The 14,249-nt window shown below is 65.7% G+C and carries 21 protein-coding genes, 1 tRNA gene and 1 pseudogene; 8 read left to right on the top strand and 15 right to left on the bottom strand.

Annotation, left to right across the window (positions count from 1 at the left end):
- Positions 1 to 6 precede the first annotated feature (6 nt).
- On the bottom strand, positions 7 to 1,236 hold the full coding sequence (locus tag ACFQ24_RS10945) for a tyrosine-type recombinase/integrase (RefSeq protein WP_096343049.1): 1,230 nt from the start codon (positions 1,234 to 1,236) through the stop codon (positions 7 to 9).
- A gap of 166 nt (positions 1,237 to 1,402) precedes the next feature.
- Positions 1,403 to 1,489: transfer RNA gene (locus tag ACFQ24_RS10940), tRNA-Leu, on the bottom strand.
- A gap of 127 nt (positions 1,490 to 1,616) precedes the next feature.
- On the opposite strand from ACFQ24_RS10940, the gene ACFQ24_RS10935 reads away from it, so the two are divergent.
- Together ACFQ24_RS10935 and ACFQ24_RS10930 are read left to right on the top strand one after the other, a co-directional pair.
- Entirely contained in the window at positions 1,617 to 2,375 is a 759-nt protein-coding gene (locus ACFQ24_RS10935; protein ID WP_380911187.1) for an alpha/beta fold hydrolase, read from the top strand.
- Positions 2,375 to 3,262 (top strand): tetratricopeptide repeat protein, encoded by an 888-nt coding sequence (locus ACFQ24_RS10930; protein ID WP_380911185.1) that lies wholly within the window; start codon positions 2,375 to 2,377, stop codon positions 3,260 to 3,262. The genes ACFQ24_RS10935 and ACFQ24_RS10930 overlap by 1 nt, the downstream gene beginning before the upstream one ends.
- Before the next feature lie 9 nt (positions 3,263 to 3,271).
- On the opposite strand, the gene ACFQ24_RS10925 is transcribed toward ACFQ24_RS10930, so the two are convergent.
- Complete coding sequence (locus ACFQ24_RS10925; protein ID WP_380911183.1) at positions 3,272 to 3,979, bottom strand: SIMPL domain-containing protein; 708 nt, start codon at positions 3,977 to 3,979, stop codon at positions 3,272 to 3,274.
- Positions 3,980 to 4,083: 104 nt separating this feature from the next.
- Between ACFQ24_RS10925 and ACFQ24_RS10920 the strand changes: the two genes are divergently transcribed.
- From ACFQ24_RS10920 to ACFQ24_RS10910, 3 genes are read left to right on the top strand one after another with little or no spacing between them, the layout of a single operon-like run.
- Positions 4,084 to 4,518, top strand: coding sequence for a VOC family protein (locus tag ACFQ24_RS10920; RefSeq protein WP_380911181.1), 435 nt, complete (start codon positions 4,084 to 4,086; stop codon positions 4,516 to 4,518).
- Between the two features lie 4 nt (positions 4,519 to 4,522).
- The gene (gloB, locus tag ACFQ24_RS10915) at positions 4,523 to 5,245 is read left to right on the top strand and encodes a hydroxyacylglutathione hydrolase (RefSeq protein WP_380911179.1); all 723 of its coding nucleotides are present in this window, start codon (positions 4,523 to 4,525) and stop codon (positions 5,243 to 5,245) included.
- Positions 5,246 to 5,302: 57 nt separating this feature from the next.
- Positions 5,303 to 5,707 (top strand): hypothetical protein, encoded by a 405-nt coding sequence (locus ACFQ24_RS10910; protein ID WP_380911177.1) that lies wholly within the window; start codon positions 5,303 to 5,305, stop codon positions 5,705 to 5,707.
- A 7-nt stretch (positions 5,708 to 5,714) separates the two neighbouring features.
- Here the strand turns inward: ACFQ24_RS10910 and ACFQ24_RS10905 are convergent, their stop codons facing one another.
- From ACFQ24_RS10905 to rpmF, 5 genes are all read right to left on the bottom strand, one after another.
- Positions 5,715 to 6,056, bottom strand: a complete 342-nt coding sequence (locus tag ACFQ24_RS10905) for a MerR family transcriptional regulator (protein ID WP_380911175.1) — start codon at positions 6,054 to 6,056, stop codon at positions 5,715 to 5,717.
- A gap of 69 nt (positions 6,057 to 6,125) precedes the next feature.
- Positions 6,126 to 6,422, bottom strand: coding sequence for an integration host factor subunit alpha (gene ihfA / locus ACFQ24_RS10900; RefSeq protein WP_380911173.1), 297 nt, complete (start codon positions 6,420 to 6,422; stop codon positions 6,126 to 6,128).
- 93 nt (positions 6,423 to 6,515) lie between these two features.
- A complete protein-coding gene (locus ACFQ24_RS10895; protein WP_380911171.1) occupies positions 6,516 to 7,484 on the bottom strand; it encodes a beta-ketoacyl-ACP synthase III in 969 nt (322 codons plus the stop codon).
- Positions 7,481 to 8,506 carry a phosphate acyltransferase PlsX gene (gene plsX / locus ACFQ24_RS10890; protein ID WP_380911234.1) on the bottom strand — a complete coding sequence of 342 codons (1,026 nt, stop codon included), beginning with the start codon at positions 8,504 to 8,506 and terminating at the stop codon, positions 7,481 to 7,483. Before plsX ends, ACFQ24_RS10895 begins: the two co-directional genes overlap by 4 nt.
- Before the next feature lie 68 nt (positions 8,507 to 8,574).
- On the bottom strand, positions 8,575 to 8,754 hold the full coding sequence (gene rpmF / locus ACFQ24_RS10885) for a 50S ribosomal protein L32 (RefSeq protein ID WP_373936380.1): 180 nt from the start codon (positions 8,752 to 8,754) through the stop codon (positions 8,575 to 8,577).
- Between the two features lie 208 nt (positions 8,755 to 8,962).
- Here rpmF and ACFQ24_RS10880 point away from each other — a divergent pair, with 208 nt between their 5' ends.
- Positions 8,963 to 9,394 carry an MAPEG family protein gene (locus ACFQ24_RS10880; protein ID WP_380911169.1) on the top strand — a complete coding sequence of 144 codons (432 nt, stop codon included), beginning with the start codon at positions 8,963 to 8,965 and terminating at the stop codon, positions 9,392 to 9,394.
- A 1-nt stretch (position 9,395) separates the two neighbouring features.
- On the opposite strand, the gene ACFQ24_RS10875 is transcribed toward ACFQ24_RS10880, so the two are convergent.
- The 5 genes from ACFQ24_RS10875 to ACFQ24_RS10855 are packed head-to-tail and all read right to left on the bottom strand — an operon-like array spanning position 9,396 to position 12,366.
- Complete coding sequence (locus ACFQ24_RS10875; RefSeq protein WP_380911167.1) at positions 9,396 to 10,055, bottom strand: MBL fold metallo-hydrolase; 660 nt, start codon at positions 10,053 to 10,055, stop codon at positions 9,396 to 9,398.
- A 38-nt stretch (positions 10,056 to 10,093) separates the two neighbouring features.
- Positions 10,094 to 10,522 carry an RrF2 family transcriptional regulator gene (locus tag ACFQ24_RS10870; RefSeq protein WP_380911165.1) on the bottom strand — a complete coding sequence of 143 codons (429 nt, stop codon included), beginning with the start codon at positions 10,520 to 10,522 and terminating at the stop codon, positions 10,094 to 10,096.
- A gap of 39 nt (positions 10,523 to 10,561) precedes the next feature.
- Positions 10,562 to 11,578: a glycerophosphodiester phosphodiesterase gene (locus tag ACFQ24_RS10865; protein ID WP_380911163.1), complete on the bottom strand. Its 1,017-nt coding sequence runs from the start codon at positions 11,576 to 11,578 to the stop codon at positions 10,562 to 10,564.
- Positions 11,579 to 11,613: 35 nt separating this feature from the next.
- On the bottom strand, positions 11,614 to 11,970 hold the full coding sequence (locus ACFQ24_RS10860) for an ArsC family reductase (RefSeq protein WP_380911161.1): 357 nt from the start codon (positions 11,968 to 11,970) through the stop codon (positions 11,614 to 11,616).
- Between the two features lie 15 nt (positions 11,971 to 11,985).
- A complete protein-coding gene (locus ACFQ24_RS10855; protein ID WP_380911159.1) occupies positions 11,986 to 12,366 on the bottom strand; it encodes a RidA family protein in 381 nt (126 codons plus the stop codon).
- 142 nt (positions 12,367 to 12,508) lie between these two features.
- On the opposite strand from ACFQ24_RS10855, the gene ACFQ24_RS10850 reads away from it, so the two are divergent.
- Positions 12,509 to 12,823: a hypothetical protein gene (locus ACFQ24_RS10850; RefSeq protein ID WP_380911157.1), complete on the top strand. Its 315-nt coding sequence runs from the start codon at positions 12,509 to 12,511 to the stop codon at positions 12,821 to 12,823.
- Positions 12,824 to 12,987: 164 nt separating this feature from the next.
- The gene (locus tag ACFQ24_RS10845) at positions 12,988 to 13,569 is read left to right on the top strand and encodes a thermonuclease family protein (RefSeq protein WP_380911155.1); all 582 of its coding nucleotides are present in this window, start codon (positions 12,988 to 12,990) and stop codon (positions 13,567 to 13,569) included.
- Here the strand turns inward: ACFQ24_RS10845 and ACFQ24_RS10840 are convergent.
- Positions 13,566 to 14,096: a glycine zipper 2TM domain-containing protein gene (locus ACFQ24_RS10840; RefSeq protein WP_380911153.1), complete on the bottom strand. Its 531-nt coding sequence runs from the start codon at positions 14,094 to 14,096 to the stop codon at positions 13,566 to 13,568. The genes ACFQ24_RS10845 and ACFQ24_RS10840 overlap by 4 nt on opposite strands.
- Positions 14,097 to 14,143: 47 nt before the next feature.
- Positions 14,144 to 14,249, bottom strand: a pseudogene (locus tag ACFQ24_RS10835) (IS5/IS1182 family transposase); the annotation flags it as partial.

The following is a 14,249-nucleotide window of genomic DNA, read 5'->3' as shown; positions in this document are numbered from 1 at the left end:
GTCGAGCTAGGTGCGCCGCGCGCCGAAGTTCGGCTTCAGGACCTTTGCGCCGTCCCGGAGATGGTCGAGGTGATCGGACCAGTGCTGCATCATCCGCACCCGCTCATCCCAATATTCGCCGCGGGTATAGGCCCGGCGCACGCCGTTGTTTTCCATGTGCGCGAGCTGGCGTTCGATCGCGTCCGGGTTGAACAGGCCCGCTTCGTTCAGGAGTGTCGCCGCCATTGCGCGGAAGCCATGCGCGGTCATCTCGTCGTGCTTGAAGCCGAGCACGCGAAGCGCCGCATTCACCGTGTTCTCCGACATCGGACGGCGCGGCGAGCGGAAGGACGGGAAGCAGTAGCGCCAGGTGCCGGTAAGTTCGTACAGTTCCTCGAACAGACCGATGACCTGGGTCGAGAGCGGAACGCGGTGCGGCCGGCGCATCTTCATCTTTTCCGCCGGGATCGCCCAGACCGCGCGCTCGAAGTCGAACTCGCTCCATTCGGCCTGCCGCAGTTCCCCGGGCCTGACGAACAGATGGGCGGAGAGCCTGAGCGCATAGAGCGTGATCGCGTGGCCGCTGTAGCCTTCGATCGCCCGCATCAGCTCGCCCGCGCCCTTCTCCGTGGTGATCGCGGCGAGGTGCTTCACCTTGGGAACGGTAAGCGCGCCGCGAAGGTCGCGCGCCGGGTCGTGCTCGGCCCGCGTCGTGGCAATCGCGTAGCGGAAGATCCGGCTCAGCACGCTGCGCATCCGGCGCGCGCTTTCGTAGCGGCCGGTGGCCTCGATCGAACGGAGCACGGCGAGCACTTCCTGTGCGGTGATCTTCGCGATCGGGCGGTTGCCGAGCTTGGGGTAGGCCTTGGCAAGTAGCCAGCGGACCTTGCTCAGCGTGACCTCCGCCATCCCCTCGCGTTCGTTCTTGGCGATCCATTCCTCGGCGACCAGCTTAAAGCTGTTCTCCTCGGACAGCTTCTCCCGTGCCGCGGCGAGCTTGGCTTCATGCGACGGGTCGCGGCCGGCGGCGATCATCCGCCGCGCGTCGTCGCGCTGCCCGCGCGCATCGACGAGGCTGACCTCCGGCCATGCGCCGAAGGAAAGCGTCCGCTGCTTGTCGAGATGGCGATAATTGAGTCGCCACAGCTTGCGGCCGTTAGCCTTGACGAGAAGGTAGAGGCCTTCGCCGTCGGACAGCTTGTAGTCGCGCTCCCTCGGTTTGGCGTTGGCGACGGTCGTGGCGAAAAGCTTTCCCATGATGGTATCGTCCCTGTCCATCAGGGGCCACCGATACCATCAAGAATACCAACTTTGTTCCCGATTGGTGCCGGAACAGCCCGGATTTGACCGGACGGTCATAGCACAAAAAACGGCGGAAATCTGCCGTTTTTTGGACGTTCTCGGATGTCCTCGGAAGAACAAATGGTGCCCAGAAGAGGACTCGAACCTCCACGACCTTGCGATCGCCAGCACCTGAAGCTGGTGCGTCTACCAATTCCGCCATCTGGGCACGGGGTAGGAGCGCGCCTCTAACTGGTGCCTCCAACCCTGTCAACGCGCCTGCGGCATTTTTTTCCCGCCCTTGCAAAAAGCTGCCGTCCGGTCGATTCGGTCGTTGCGGATCAGAAGGATATGCCATGGCGAACGACGCGGCCTCAGCCTCCCCTGCCTTCTTCACCCGGCCGGATGGGCTGCGGCTGGCCTGTCGCCATCGCGATGGCGCGACGCCGACACTGATGTTCCTGCCCGGTTATATGTCCGACATGGAGGGCGGCAAGGCGGCCGCGCTGGACGCATGGGCCGGCGTGCAGGGCCGGGCGATGCTGCGTCTCGATTATTCTGGATGCGGCGCGAGCGAGGGCCGGTTCGTCGATGGAACGCTGGAGCGCTGGCGGGACGATGTGCTGCTGCTGATCGACGCTCTTGCGGAAGGGCCGGTTGTCCTGGTCGGATCGTCAATGGGCGGCTGGCTCGCCCTGCTCGTGGCGCTGGCGCGGCCGGACCGGGTGAGTGCCCTGGTGGGGATAGCTGCGGCACCCGATTTCACCGAATGGGGCTTCACCGATGCGGACAAGGCGCTGCTGCACACCGCCGGCCGGATCGAGGAACCGTCCGCCTATAGCGATGATCCCTATGTGACGACGCTGGATTTCTGGAAATCCGGCCAGGGCCTCAGGTTGCTGGACGGCGAGATCGCCATCGACTGCCCGGTCCGGCTGCTCCACGGGCAGCAGGACGCCGACGTGCCATGGGAGATCGCGCTGCGTACGGCGGCGCGACTGCGTTCATCCGACGTGCAGACGCTGCTGGTTAAGGACGGCGACCACCGCCTGTCGCGCGAAAGCGACATCGCCCTGCTGATCCGCACGATCGAAGCCTTGCCGGGAAATCCTTGATGCCCTTCTTCCTGCCCCTCCTGCTACAGGCTTATGATCCTGAAATCGAAGCGGTGATGAACCGCAGCCGCAAGCAGAAGCAGGAGGAACGGGCCGCCGCGCCATCCGCAGCGTCCGCGACCGCCGCCGCCAGCGCTCCTTCAGCGGCGGCGCGGGACGACGGCCGGATTCCGGTGCCGGAAAAGTTCGCCGTCCCTTTCCAGCAATGTCTCGACGCCGCAATGGCCTCGCCGCAATCGGGCATCGACTTTGCCGAGAAATGGCGCATCGAGGGGGGCAGCTTCTATGCGCGCCACTGCATGGGCTTCGCCTATGCGCGCGCGGAGCGCTGGGCGCCGGCGATCGTCGCCTTCGAGCAGGCTGCCGAGGAGGCCGAGCGGGGCGGCGAGATCGCGCAGGGCGCTCGCCTCTGGGCACAGGCGGGCAATGCCGCGCTGGCAAGCGGCAATGCGGCCAAGGCGCGCGGTGATTTCGACGCCGCGCTCGCGCGCGGACTGCCGGACGGGCTGGAGAAGGGTGAAATCCACTTGGATCGCGCGCGTGCGCTGGTGGCGCAGGGCGATCTGGCGGCAGCACGCGAGTCCATCGACATGGCGCTGGTGCAGGCGGCGAAGGATCCGCTCGCCTGGCTGCTGTCGGCAACGCTCGCCCGCCGCACCGGAGAGATGAAGCTGGCGCAGGCCCATATCGCTCGCGCCGTGCAGCTCGCGCCCGATGACGCGAGCGTTGCGCTGGAAGAAGGCAACATCGCCATGCTGACCGATCAGGAAGATATCGCCCGGTCCGCCTGGAACCGGGCCGTCCGGCTGGCGGCGGACAGCCCGGCGGGCAAGGCGGCGGCGGACAATCTGTCCCGCCTTCCGCCGCAGGGCGCACCCGCTCGCTAGAGGCGAGAGCTAGCGCAGGTAGAAATCGACCGTGGTGACGACGCGCACCTTCTTGTATGGCGTGTCGCTACCGCCCTCCCCGCCCTCTCCATCGCGGGCTTCGATCGAGAAGTAGCCCTGCGTGGCGCTCTTGATGCCACCGACGCCCGCACCGGAATCCTTTGCGAACTGTTCGGCCGCATTGCGGGCATCGCGGGTGGCGGCGGCCACCATCTGCGGCTTGATGTCGTTCAGTTTGGTGAAGCTGTAGCGCATGCCCGATCCTTCCTGCAGCGTCACGCCACGTCGGACGAGGTCGAACTGCTGCGCCACGGCCTTCTGCGCGCGGGCAATGTCGGTCGTGCGCAACAGCATGCGTTGCGTGACGGTGATGGTGCTGACCCCGTTGTTGAGCCATTGATTGACGCCAGCGCCCGTAGGCTTCAACTCTTCGGGCTTGAAGCCCAGGCCTTCGAAATAGGCGCGCAGTTCGCGGGTGTTGGCGTCGATTTCGGACCGCACGGTGGGCAGGTCGAAACCGGTGGCGGAATAGCTGATCGACCAAGTCGCAAGATCGGCGGTCACATCCTTTTCCGCCAAGCCACGGACGGTGACGGATCGATCGGCAGCCTTGGCCCGCTTCAGCCCATCTCCCAGCAGATAGCCGCCGGCGACCGTGCCAAGGGCAAGCAAGGCGGCGCTTGCCAGAAGAACTTTATCGCGCATCTCCCAACCCATCGCCGCGTCCCTCTTCCGTCCGGCCACATGCCATCTTATCTGTAGAAGGCACTTGCCATGGCCGAGATGAACCGTTGCTGGACGGCGACGAACGGAGAAGAGACTTGCCCAAATATCTGCACACCATGATCCGCGTGACCGACATCGATCGGACCGTCGCCTTCTTTGACCTTCTTGGCCTTAAGGAGGTGAAACGGTTCGACAATGCGCAGGGACGCTTCACTCTGGTTTTCCTGGCGGCGCCTGGTGACGAGGAGGCGCAGGTCGAACTGACCTACAACTGGCCGGCGGAGGATGGCAGCCCGGCGGAAATCTATGGCGAAGGCCGCAATTTCGGCCACCTCGCCTACCGGGTCGAGAATATCTACGACACCTGCCAAAAGCTGATGGACGCGGGCGTCACGATCAACCGGCCGCCGCGCGACGGACATATGGCCTTCGTGCGCACGCCCGACAATATTTCCGTGGAACTGTTGCAGGACGGGCATCTGGAACCGGCCGAGCCCTGGGCATCCATGCCCAATACGGGAAAATGGTGACGCGATGCTGGAGATCATCCGCATCCCCGTCCTGACCGACAATTATGTCTGGCTGATGCATGACGATGCCAGTGGTGAGACGGTGGTGATCGATCCCGCGGTTGCGGAGCCGGTGCTGGCTGCCGCAGAAGCGCGCAAATGGGCGATCGGCCAGATCTGGAACACCCATTGGCACCCGGATCATGTCGGCGGCAACGCTGAGATCAAGGCGGCGACGGGGTGCATCGTGACCGGTCCGGCGGCCGAGGCGGGCAAGATCGAGACGCTGGACCGCCGCGTGGATGAAGGCGACAGCGTCCGCATCGGCGCACATGAAGCCACGGTGATGGCGCTGCCCGGCCACACCGCCGGTCATGTGGCCTATCATCTGCCGCAGGACCGCATCGTCTTCGTCGGCGACACCCTGTTCGCCATGGGCTGCGGCCGGCTGTTCGAAGGGACAGCGGCGCAGATGTTCGACAATATGCGGCGGCTCGATGCGTTGCCCGACGACACATCGGTCTATTGCGCGCACGAATATACGCTCTCCAACGGCCGTTTCGCGCTGGGCGTAGAGCCGGACAATGCGGCGCTGGTCGCGCGGGTCGCCCAGGTCGAGGATATGCGCGCGCGCGGCGAAGCCACCGTGCCGACCAGCATCGGCGCGGAGCGGGCAACCAATATCTTCCTGCGCGCCAGGGATGTCCCCGAACTTGCGGCCCGGCGGGCGGCGAAGGATGCGGCCTGACGGATTGTTCCCATCGAGTCCGTCCTTACGAGGCGGCCGAACAGTAGGAGAGAGAAGATGCGTTCGATCATGATGGCAGCGTCGCTGCTTCTACTGGCAGGCTGCGCCGGGGCCTATACCCCGACACCGCTGACGCCCCGGCAGACGGCCGATCTGGACAAGGCCCTGGCGGGCAAGGTGGCCGGCGAACCGCAGACATGCATCAACCGCGAACCGCAGACCAGTCTGGTCGCGATCAGCAATAATGTGGTGCTCTACCGGGTCAGCCGGAGGCTGGTGTACAAGAACGACCTGATCGGCAGTTGTAGCGGCTTGGCTTCGGGCGATACGCTGATCATCCGCAGCTATAGCTCGCAGATGTGTCGCGGCGACTTCGCGACCACGGCCAATCTGCAGAGCGGCATCCAGACCGGAGCCTGTGCGCTGGGCGACTTCACGCCCTATCGCGCGCCCAAGCGCTGAGCGAAGGTCAGCCGAGCGCTGCGGCCAGCCGGTCTCGTATCGCCTGAAGATCCCTCAACAGCGCGGCATCATCCAGAACGGGCGGTGAAGACGGCTGGGTGGAAGGAGCGGGGCCGTCGGCAAGAGCCTTCTGCGCGCCCTTGACGGTGAATCCCTCGACATTGAGCAACTGGTGTATGCGTCGCGCGAGTTGGACGTCGGCCGGGCGATAGTAGCGGCGGTTGCCCGATCGCTGGAGCGGCCGCAGTTGAGGAAAGCGCGTTTCCCAGTAGCGCAGGATATGTTGGGGAAGACCCAGCTCGCCGGCAAGCTCGCTGATGGTCAGAAATGCACCCTCTTCCTTGTCCATGGGCGCGATGTTGCACCCATAGAAGGCAGAAGGTCAACATTTTGTGACGGAGGCGAACGCCTGCTGGCGTCAGACCGAAGAGACGCGGTCGCGCATCGTCTGGCTGGCGCGGAACGTCAGCACCCGGCGCGGCTCGATCGGCACTTCCACACCCGTCTTGGGGTTGCGGCCCATCCGCTCAGTCTTGTCGCGCAGGACGAAGGTGCCAAAACTGGAGATTTTCACATTCTCGCCGCGCTCCAGCGCGCAGGACATATGTTCAAGGATGGATTCGACCAGGGTCGCGGCTTCCGCCCGCGACAGTCCCACATGACGGTTGACGCTCTCCGCCAGATCCGCGCGCGTCAGCGTGCCATTCCCGCTCATCCCATTCCCCATCTCTTCGACCAGGGACCGCCCCCCCAGCAGCCAAGGGAAATGTGATTGATTCTTCCCCTTTTGGCAAGAGCTTGCTGTAGGTTAAACCCGCAGAACGCACGCGCCCCAGGTGAAGCCGCCGCCCATCGCTTCCAGCACCACCAGATCGCCCTGCTTGATCCGTCCGTCGCGCATGGCGACGTCCAGCGCCAGCGGCACCGACGCCGCGGATGTGTTGGCATGGCGGTCGACCGTCACCACCACCCGTTCCGCCGGCAGCTTGAGCTTGCGGGCCGTCGCATCGAGAATGCGCGCATTGGCCTGGTGCGGCACCAGCCAGTCGATCTCGTCGGTGGAAAGGCCCGCCAGCGCCATCACTTCGTTCAGCACGGAGGCGAGGTTGACCACCGCGTGACGGAACACTTCCTGCCCCTTCATCCGCAGCTTGCCGACCGTCTGCGTGGTTGACGGGCCACCGTCGACATAAAGAAGCTGGTTGTGGCGGCCATCGGCATGCAGCTTCGCCGCGAGGATGCCGCGTTCGCCCGTCGCGCTTTCCTCCGCCCCCAGCACGATCGCGCCCGCGCCGTCGCCGAAGAGGACGCAGGTGGTGCGGTCCTCCCAGTCCAGGATGCGGCTGAAGGTTTCCGACCCGATCACCAGCGCACGGGTAGCTGCGCCCGACCGGATCATGCTGTCGGCGACCGTCACGGCATAAAGGAAACCCGAGCAGACGGCGGCTACGTCGAACGCAACGCAATCGTCGATGCCCAGCATCGCCTGCACCTTGGTCGCCGCGGCGGGGAAGGTCTGGTCCGGGGTGGCCGTCGCCAGGACGATGAGGTCGATGTCCTGCGCGCTCACCCCCGCGGCGTCGAGTGCCTGGCGGGCAGCGTCGGCCGCCAGAGTCGCCGTGGTTTCCCCATCGGCGGCGATGTGACGATTACGGATGCCGGTGCGTTCGACGATCCATTCGTCGCTGGTGTCCACCGTCTGCGCCAGTTCGGCGTTGCTCACGGTGCGGGCCGGCAGGGCGGAGCCGGTGCCAAGCAGGATGGAGCGGCGGATCACTTGGCGGGCTGCTCCAGTCTGGACGCTGCGGCCGAGAGCGACTGAATATCAGCGATGTCGGCGGCGATGCGGCGGGTGATGTCTTCTTCCAGCAGGCGCGCGGCGACATGGACAGCGTTGGCCACGCCCTTCTCGTCGGCGCTGCCATGGCTCTTCACCACGACGCCGTTCAGACCCAGGAAGACCGCGCCATTATGGTTGTTGGGATCGAGATGATGCTTGAGCAGGTGCATGGCGGGCTTGGAGATCAGGAAACCGATCTTGGAGCGGAGCGAGCTGGTGAAGGCCTTGCGCAGCACATCGGTGACGAAGCGGGCCGTGCCCTCTGCGGTCTTGAGCGCGACATTGCCTGAGAAGCCGTCGCACACGATGACGTCGGTATCGCCCTTGCCGATCTTGTCGCCTTCGGTGAAGCCGTCAAAGCGCAGGGACAGACTGTCGGCGGCGCGCAGCACGGCGGCGGCGTCGCGAATCTCGTCCGTGCCCTTCAATTCCTCAGTGCCGATATTAAGCAGCCGGACCCGCGGTCGGTCCAGGTCGAAGGCGACCCGCGCATAGGCCGCGCCCATCACCGCGAACTGAACGAGGTTGCGCGCGTCGCACTCGGTGTTCGCGCCAAGGTCCAGCATGATGACGTCATTGTCGCCCAGCGTCGGCAGCATCGCCGCAAGGGCTGGGCGATCCACGCCCTTCATGGTGCGCAGCGCCACCTTGGCCATGGCCATCAGCGCGCCGGTATTGCCGGCCGACACTGCGGCACCCGCTTCGCCCGATTTCACGGCGGCGATCGCCATGCTCATGGAGCTGGACTTCTTGCGGATCGCGACGCTCGGCTTTTCCGATCCGTCGACCACCGTTTCGGCGTGGACGATGTCCGACGCCGCGCGCAAATTGGGATGATTGTCGAGCGCCGCCTTGATCTGCGCCTCATCGCCGAACAGGGTGAAGCGCAGGCCGTCATGACGGCGGCGGGCCAGGGCCGCTCCCGCCATCATCACGCGCACGCCTTCGTCCCCGCCCATCGCGTCTATGGCGATTCGCGGCTGGCTGGACACTCTAGATCACCCCTTTGCGGAGTAGAGGAAGGCGCTTACGCCCCGACAGCGACGATTTCGCGGCCGTTATAATGACCGCAGGCGTCGCACAGATTGTGCGGACGCTTCAGTTCACCGCAGTTGGAGCATTCGTTGAACGCTTCCACGCGCAGTGCGTCGTGGCTGCGGCGCATGCCGCGACGGGAAGGAGAAGTCTTGCGCTTGGGGACAGCCATGTCGGCACCTTGTTCCGTATATCAATCTGGTTGTGCGACTGGCCGGTGTCCATGGGATGCCGACGCCAACGGCGCCGCAGACCATGCGGCCCGGGTGATCGCGAAGCCCTGCGCCTATAGCGGTTTTTGGCCGACGCGCAAGTGCTTCCTTGCCCTTCCCGCCGCCGGACCTAAGCTGCTGCAACCACCATCAGGGGACCGTCCTGCCATGTTGTTGCCGATCACGCTGACCTTCGCCGCCGCCTGCGCCCTGCTCAATCTCTGGCTGGCGATTCGCTGCGCCCGGTTCCGCATCAAGGACAAGGTGATGCATGGCGACGCCGGTCATGCGCTGCTGGCCCGGCGAATGCGGGCCCACGCCAATTTCGTCGAATATACGCCGATCGTGCTGATCCTTACCGGCCTGGTCGAGCTGGCGGCGGGCGCTTCGTTGTGGCTGTGGATCATGGCGCTGGTCTATATCCTGGCGCGGGTCGCCCACGCCTTCGGCATGGATGCCGACAAGCCGACGCTGTGGCGGGGCAGCGGCGCGCTGCTGACATGGGCGATAACGGCCGCGCTTGCCGTCACGGCGCTCACCATCGCCTATGGCGCGACGCGGGAAATCCCCGCGCCGCCCGCCATGGCCGCCAACGTCTGATTCAGCGCCCTAGGGCCGAATCGGCAACGAAGGGATTGCTCCGCCGCTCATGGGCAAAATTGCTCATGGGCCCGTGGCCGGGGACGAAGGCGGTGTCGCCGCCCAATGGCCAGAGCTTGCCGGTGATCGCGTCGATCAGCTGCTGGTGATTGCCGCGCGGAAAATCGGTGCGGCCGATCGATCCCTGGAACAGCACGTCGCCCACGATCGCCAGCTTGCTGGGGGCATGATGGAACACGACATGGCCAGGCGTGTGGCCGGGGCAATGATAGACGTCGAGCGTCAGGTCGCCGACGGTCACCTGATCGCCATCGACCAACCAGCGGTCGGGCTCGAAGCTCTTGCCGTCGATGCCATATTTCGGGCCTTCGCTGCCGAGCTTGTCGATCCAGAAGCGGTCTTCCTCCTGCGGCCCTTCGATCGGCACACCCAAATCCTCGGCCAGAATGCCCGCCTGCCCGCAATGGTCGATATGGCCATGGGTGATCAGGATCTTCTCGATGGTGACGCCATGCTGCTGTGCCGCGCGCTTGAGCATGGGCAGGTCGCCGCCCGGATCGACGAACGCGCCGCGCATCGTCTGCGTGCACCACAACAGCGTGCAGTTCTGCTGCAACGGCGTGACGGGGACGATGGCGGCTTTGAGCGGCGGCTGGGTCATGGCCGTCATGTGGCGGAGCGGCGCGGCGGGCGCAAGGGTCAGGCGTCGGCGTCCATCGCGGCGAAGGGTTCGGCAAGGCTGATGCCGTCCAGCACCTTGGCCGTTTCGTCGCGGACGCGCAGCATCACCCGGTGCAGCCTGCATTCGGATTCGGGCAGGCAGTTGGTGCAGCTTTCATGCGCGAAACGGCTGGCGCAGGGGGTGAGCGCCAGCGATCCTCGCGTCAGCCGGACGATATCGCCATAGCTGATGTCCACCGGCGCCAGCGCCAGCCAATAGCCGCCGTCCCGGCCCCGCTGTGTCGCCACCAGTCCTTCGCGCGACAGTTCGGACAGGATCACGGTCAGGAACTTCGCGGGGATGTTCTGCCGCGTCGCAATCTCGTTCAGCGGCACCGGTCCCTGGCGGTAGCGGTCGGCGAGATGTTGCAGGGCGCGGATCGCGTAACGGGTCTTCTGGGACAACATGAAACGGTTATTCGCTGGCCGGAACGCTTTGGCAAGCGGTTAGGGTGCGGGGGTGAGCGCCGCCTTCGCCTGGCCCGGAAAGTCGCTGAAGATGCCGTCCACGCCGGTGGCGGCGATGGCGCGCACCCAACCGGCGAAATCGCCCCTTCCCCGTGGATCGTCGGCGCGCTGATATTGCGGCGGCAAGAAGGGATTTTCCATCCGCAGCGTCCAGACATGGACCTGCAACCCGGCATCATGCGCGCGGCCCACCAGCGCGGTCGGCCCTTCCGGCGCTATCAGCATCGCGGCAGACGGACCGATACCGTCGGCATACGCGGCGATGGCGCCCAGGCCCTGCACCGTCAGCATGTCGGCATAGCTGGTGCCGGGCATGTCGGCCGGGCCGCCCTGCGCATCGACCAACTGGATGAGGCGCAGGCGGGTGGCGGCACGCAGCGCCTTCAGATTACCGACCTCGAACGACTGGATGAAGACCGGGTCGGCCGCCGTCTGATAACCATATTTGGATAGCAGCGTCAGCAGCGCGTCCTGATGCGGCAGGCCGATCTTCGCGAAATAGGTGGGATGCTTGGTTTCGGGATAGATGCCGATGCGGCGATGGGCCTCCGCCTCCTTGGCGCGGACCAGCTTCAATATCTCCTCTAAGGTGGGGATGAGATAGAGATCGTTGAAGCGGACGTTGGCGGGGCGCAGCTGGGGCAGCCGTTCGCGCGCCCGCAGCGTGCGCAGTTCGGCCAGCGTGAAGTCTTCCGTGAACCAGCCGGTGACGGCCACGCCGTCGATGGTCTTGGTCGTCTTGCGGTCGGCGAACTCGGGATGGTTGGCGACGTCGGTGGTGCCGCTGATCTCGTTCTCGTGCCGGGCGACCAGCACGCCGTCCTTGGTCAGCACGAGGTCCGGCTCGATATAGTCGGCGCCCTCGTCGATCGCGCGTTCATAGCCGGCAAGCGTATGTTCCGGCCGCTCGCCGCTGTCGCCGCGATGCGCGATCAGAATCGGTTCGGCCTGCGCGGCCGACAGGGGAAGCAGGAAGGGCAGGAGCAGGCTGGGCATCAGCACAAGCCCGATGCGCGCCCACCCCCGCGGCATCACGCCTTCACGCCCTGCAGCGCGGTTTCGTAAGTCGTCGCCTTGAAGCCGACGATCGTGCCCTTGCCCGTGTCCAGGATGGGGCGCTTGATCATCGAGGGGTTGGCGAGCATCAGGAGAATCGCCTTGTCCGCGTCGATATGCGCCTTGTCGCCCGCGTCGAGCGCTTTGAAGGTGGTGCCGGAGCGGTTGAGGATGGTTTCCCAGCCATGCTCCATCACCCATTCCTCCAGGCGGTCCTTGTCCACGCCCGAGACCTTGTAATCGTGGAAGCTGTAGGCGACGCGTTCATTGTCCAGCCAGTTGCGGGCCTTCTTGATCGTGTCGCAATTCTTGATGCCGTACATGGTGATCATGATGCTCGATCCCTGTTACCCTTTGAAGGCGGTGACTTCGATTTCGATCTTCATCTCGGGCTTGACGAGGCCCGCAATGACGCAGCTTGCCGCGGGGCGGATGTCGCCGAACACGGGTCCGGCGATATCGCCCATCACGTCCCAATAGGCCGCGTCGGTGATATAATAGGTGACGCGCACCACGTCCGCGAAGGAGAAGCCCGCCTCCGCCAGCGCCCGGCCGATGGTCGCGAGCGCGTTGCGGCCCTGTTCGACGACATCGTCGGGCATCGTCTTGGTTTCGGGATCGGTGCCGGTTGTGCCGGCGACGAAGCACCAGTCGCCCTGGACGACGGCGCGCGAATAGCCGACCTGCGCCTCGAAGGGCGAGCCGGAGGAAATGAGCTGGCGGGGCATGGAGGATTCCTGCTGCAGTGCGAAAGGATCGGGAGCGCCTTTGCCCCCTGCACCTGCCCCTGTCCAGCGCTTTGTCCCGGAACAGCGGGCGGGGGCGGACCGTTGAGGGATCACGCAACCCACAGCGTCAAGGAGACATGCCATGGACCGCCCCGTTCCCGACCGCGAACTGGAGGAGAATAGCGAGCAGGACGACAGCGGCGCGCAGGCGCAGGACGTCGCCGACGACGCCGTCACCCGCTCGATCGACCTGAGCGAAGACAGCGAGCGCGGCGGCCGGCCCAATCCGGCGCAGATCATCCCCGACGACACCGAGGATCTGGTGGAGAAGATGGAGGCGATGAACCGATCCGGCCGGATCGACATGGACGCCTATAGCGGCGAGCCGCAGATGGACGATGAAGAGGACATTTTGGGCGAGACCGAGGATATGGAGGATGAGGACGATATCGGCTGAGGCCATCGCCCGCTTTTAAGCTCCGCTTCGGAGGGAAACGGCCGGACGCGTCGGCAGCGTGTCCGGCCGTTTGCGCGGGACGGGGCGCGGATCGCCGCCGGATCGGGGACAAGGTGGAGCGGTCTTAACCTGTCGCTCACGCGCGTGCCGTTAGCAGTGGCGGCATGGCGAGGAACGGACGAAACGGCGCACGCAGGTCGCAGGGACATGGGGTGGAGCAGGTCTTGGGCGCGCCGGCGCGTCGGGCTAACGCGGCGAGGATCAGTGGGCGCGCGCTGGTTCTTATACTCTGGGCCGGGTTGCTGATCGGCTGGTACGGGCCGGACTGGATGGCGCGGTTTCAGGCGCCGCATCCGGTCGCCTCCCCTGCCCCAGCGACGCCGGCGGATCGCCTGTCGGCCGACTTCGGATATTGCCACAGCGGCGGCGGCACAGACTGCGTGGTGGACGGCGACACCTTCTGGTTCCGGGGCGAGAAATATCGCATCGCGGACATCGACACGCCCGAAACGCATGGACCCCGCTGCAATGCGGAGGGCGAACTGGGCGCGCGGGCGACGCAGCGGCTTCAGGCGCTGATGAATGCCGGCCCCTTTTCGCTCGAGCGGGGCGACCGCGATGTGGATCGCTACGGCCGCGCGCTGCGGGTGGTGACGCGCGGAGGCGAGTCGATCGGCGCCATGCTGGTCGCCGAAGGACTCGCCCGCTCATGGGACGGCAGCCGCCATCCCTGGTGCGCGGTTTAGCGGCAGCTCACGCCGCCACGGTCGATCTCACGCCCCAGCAGCGCGCCCGCGCCGCCGCCGATTAGCGTGCCGAGCAGGTTGGACTGGCCCTGCGCGATCTGGTTGCCGAGCAGGCCACCCAGCGCCGCGCCCACGATCAGTCCGGTCGTGCCGTCGGAGCGGCGGCAATAATAGCGGTTGTCATAGCCGCGATAGATGCGCGTGCGGCGATCAACGCGGATCGGCGCGCCGGCCGTATAGTAGCGGTCCGGGCGATAGCTGCGGCCGTAGCGCGGGTCGGGCCGGTTCCAGTCATAGTTGCGCCAGGCGCGGCGATCGTCCCTGCGGTCGTCCCGCACGTCGCGACGATAATCCTTGCGCGCGTCGCGCACCTCGCGCCGATAATCCTTCCGCGCATCGCGCATGTCCTTGCGATACTCGCGCTCCGCCCGGTTCGGCTGGGCGAAGGACGGCGTGGCGGCGACGCCCGTCAGCGTCATCGCGCCGAGCGACAGGCCGATAAGGGCGCGCTTGATCGAAAAGGTCATGGGAATGGCTCCTTGCTCCTGATGTGAGAGCCCGATTCAAAAGTTTCTCAGGCGTAGCAATACCTTGCGGTTCTGCGGATGAGCATGCGGATAGAAGCGATCATAGCCCAGGCGGTTGAAGAGGCGATGGTCGCTTCCCAGTCCTTTGCGAGG

Origin of the sequence: Sphingobium olei, from assembly GCF_042678845.1 — a bacterium.
Classification (GTDB): domain Bacteria; phylum Pseudomonadota; class Alphaproteobacteria; order Sphingomonadales; family Sphingomonadaceae; genus Sphingobium; species Sphingobium olei.
This window is presented reverse-complemented; position numbering and strand designations above follow the sequence as displayed.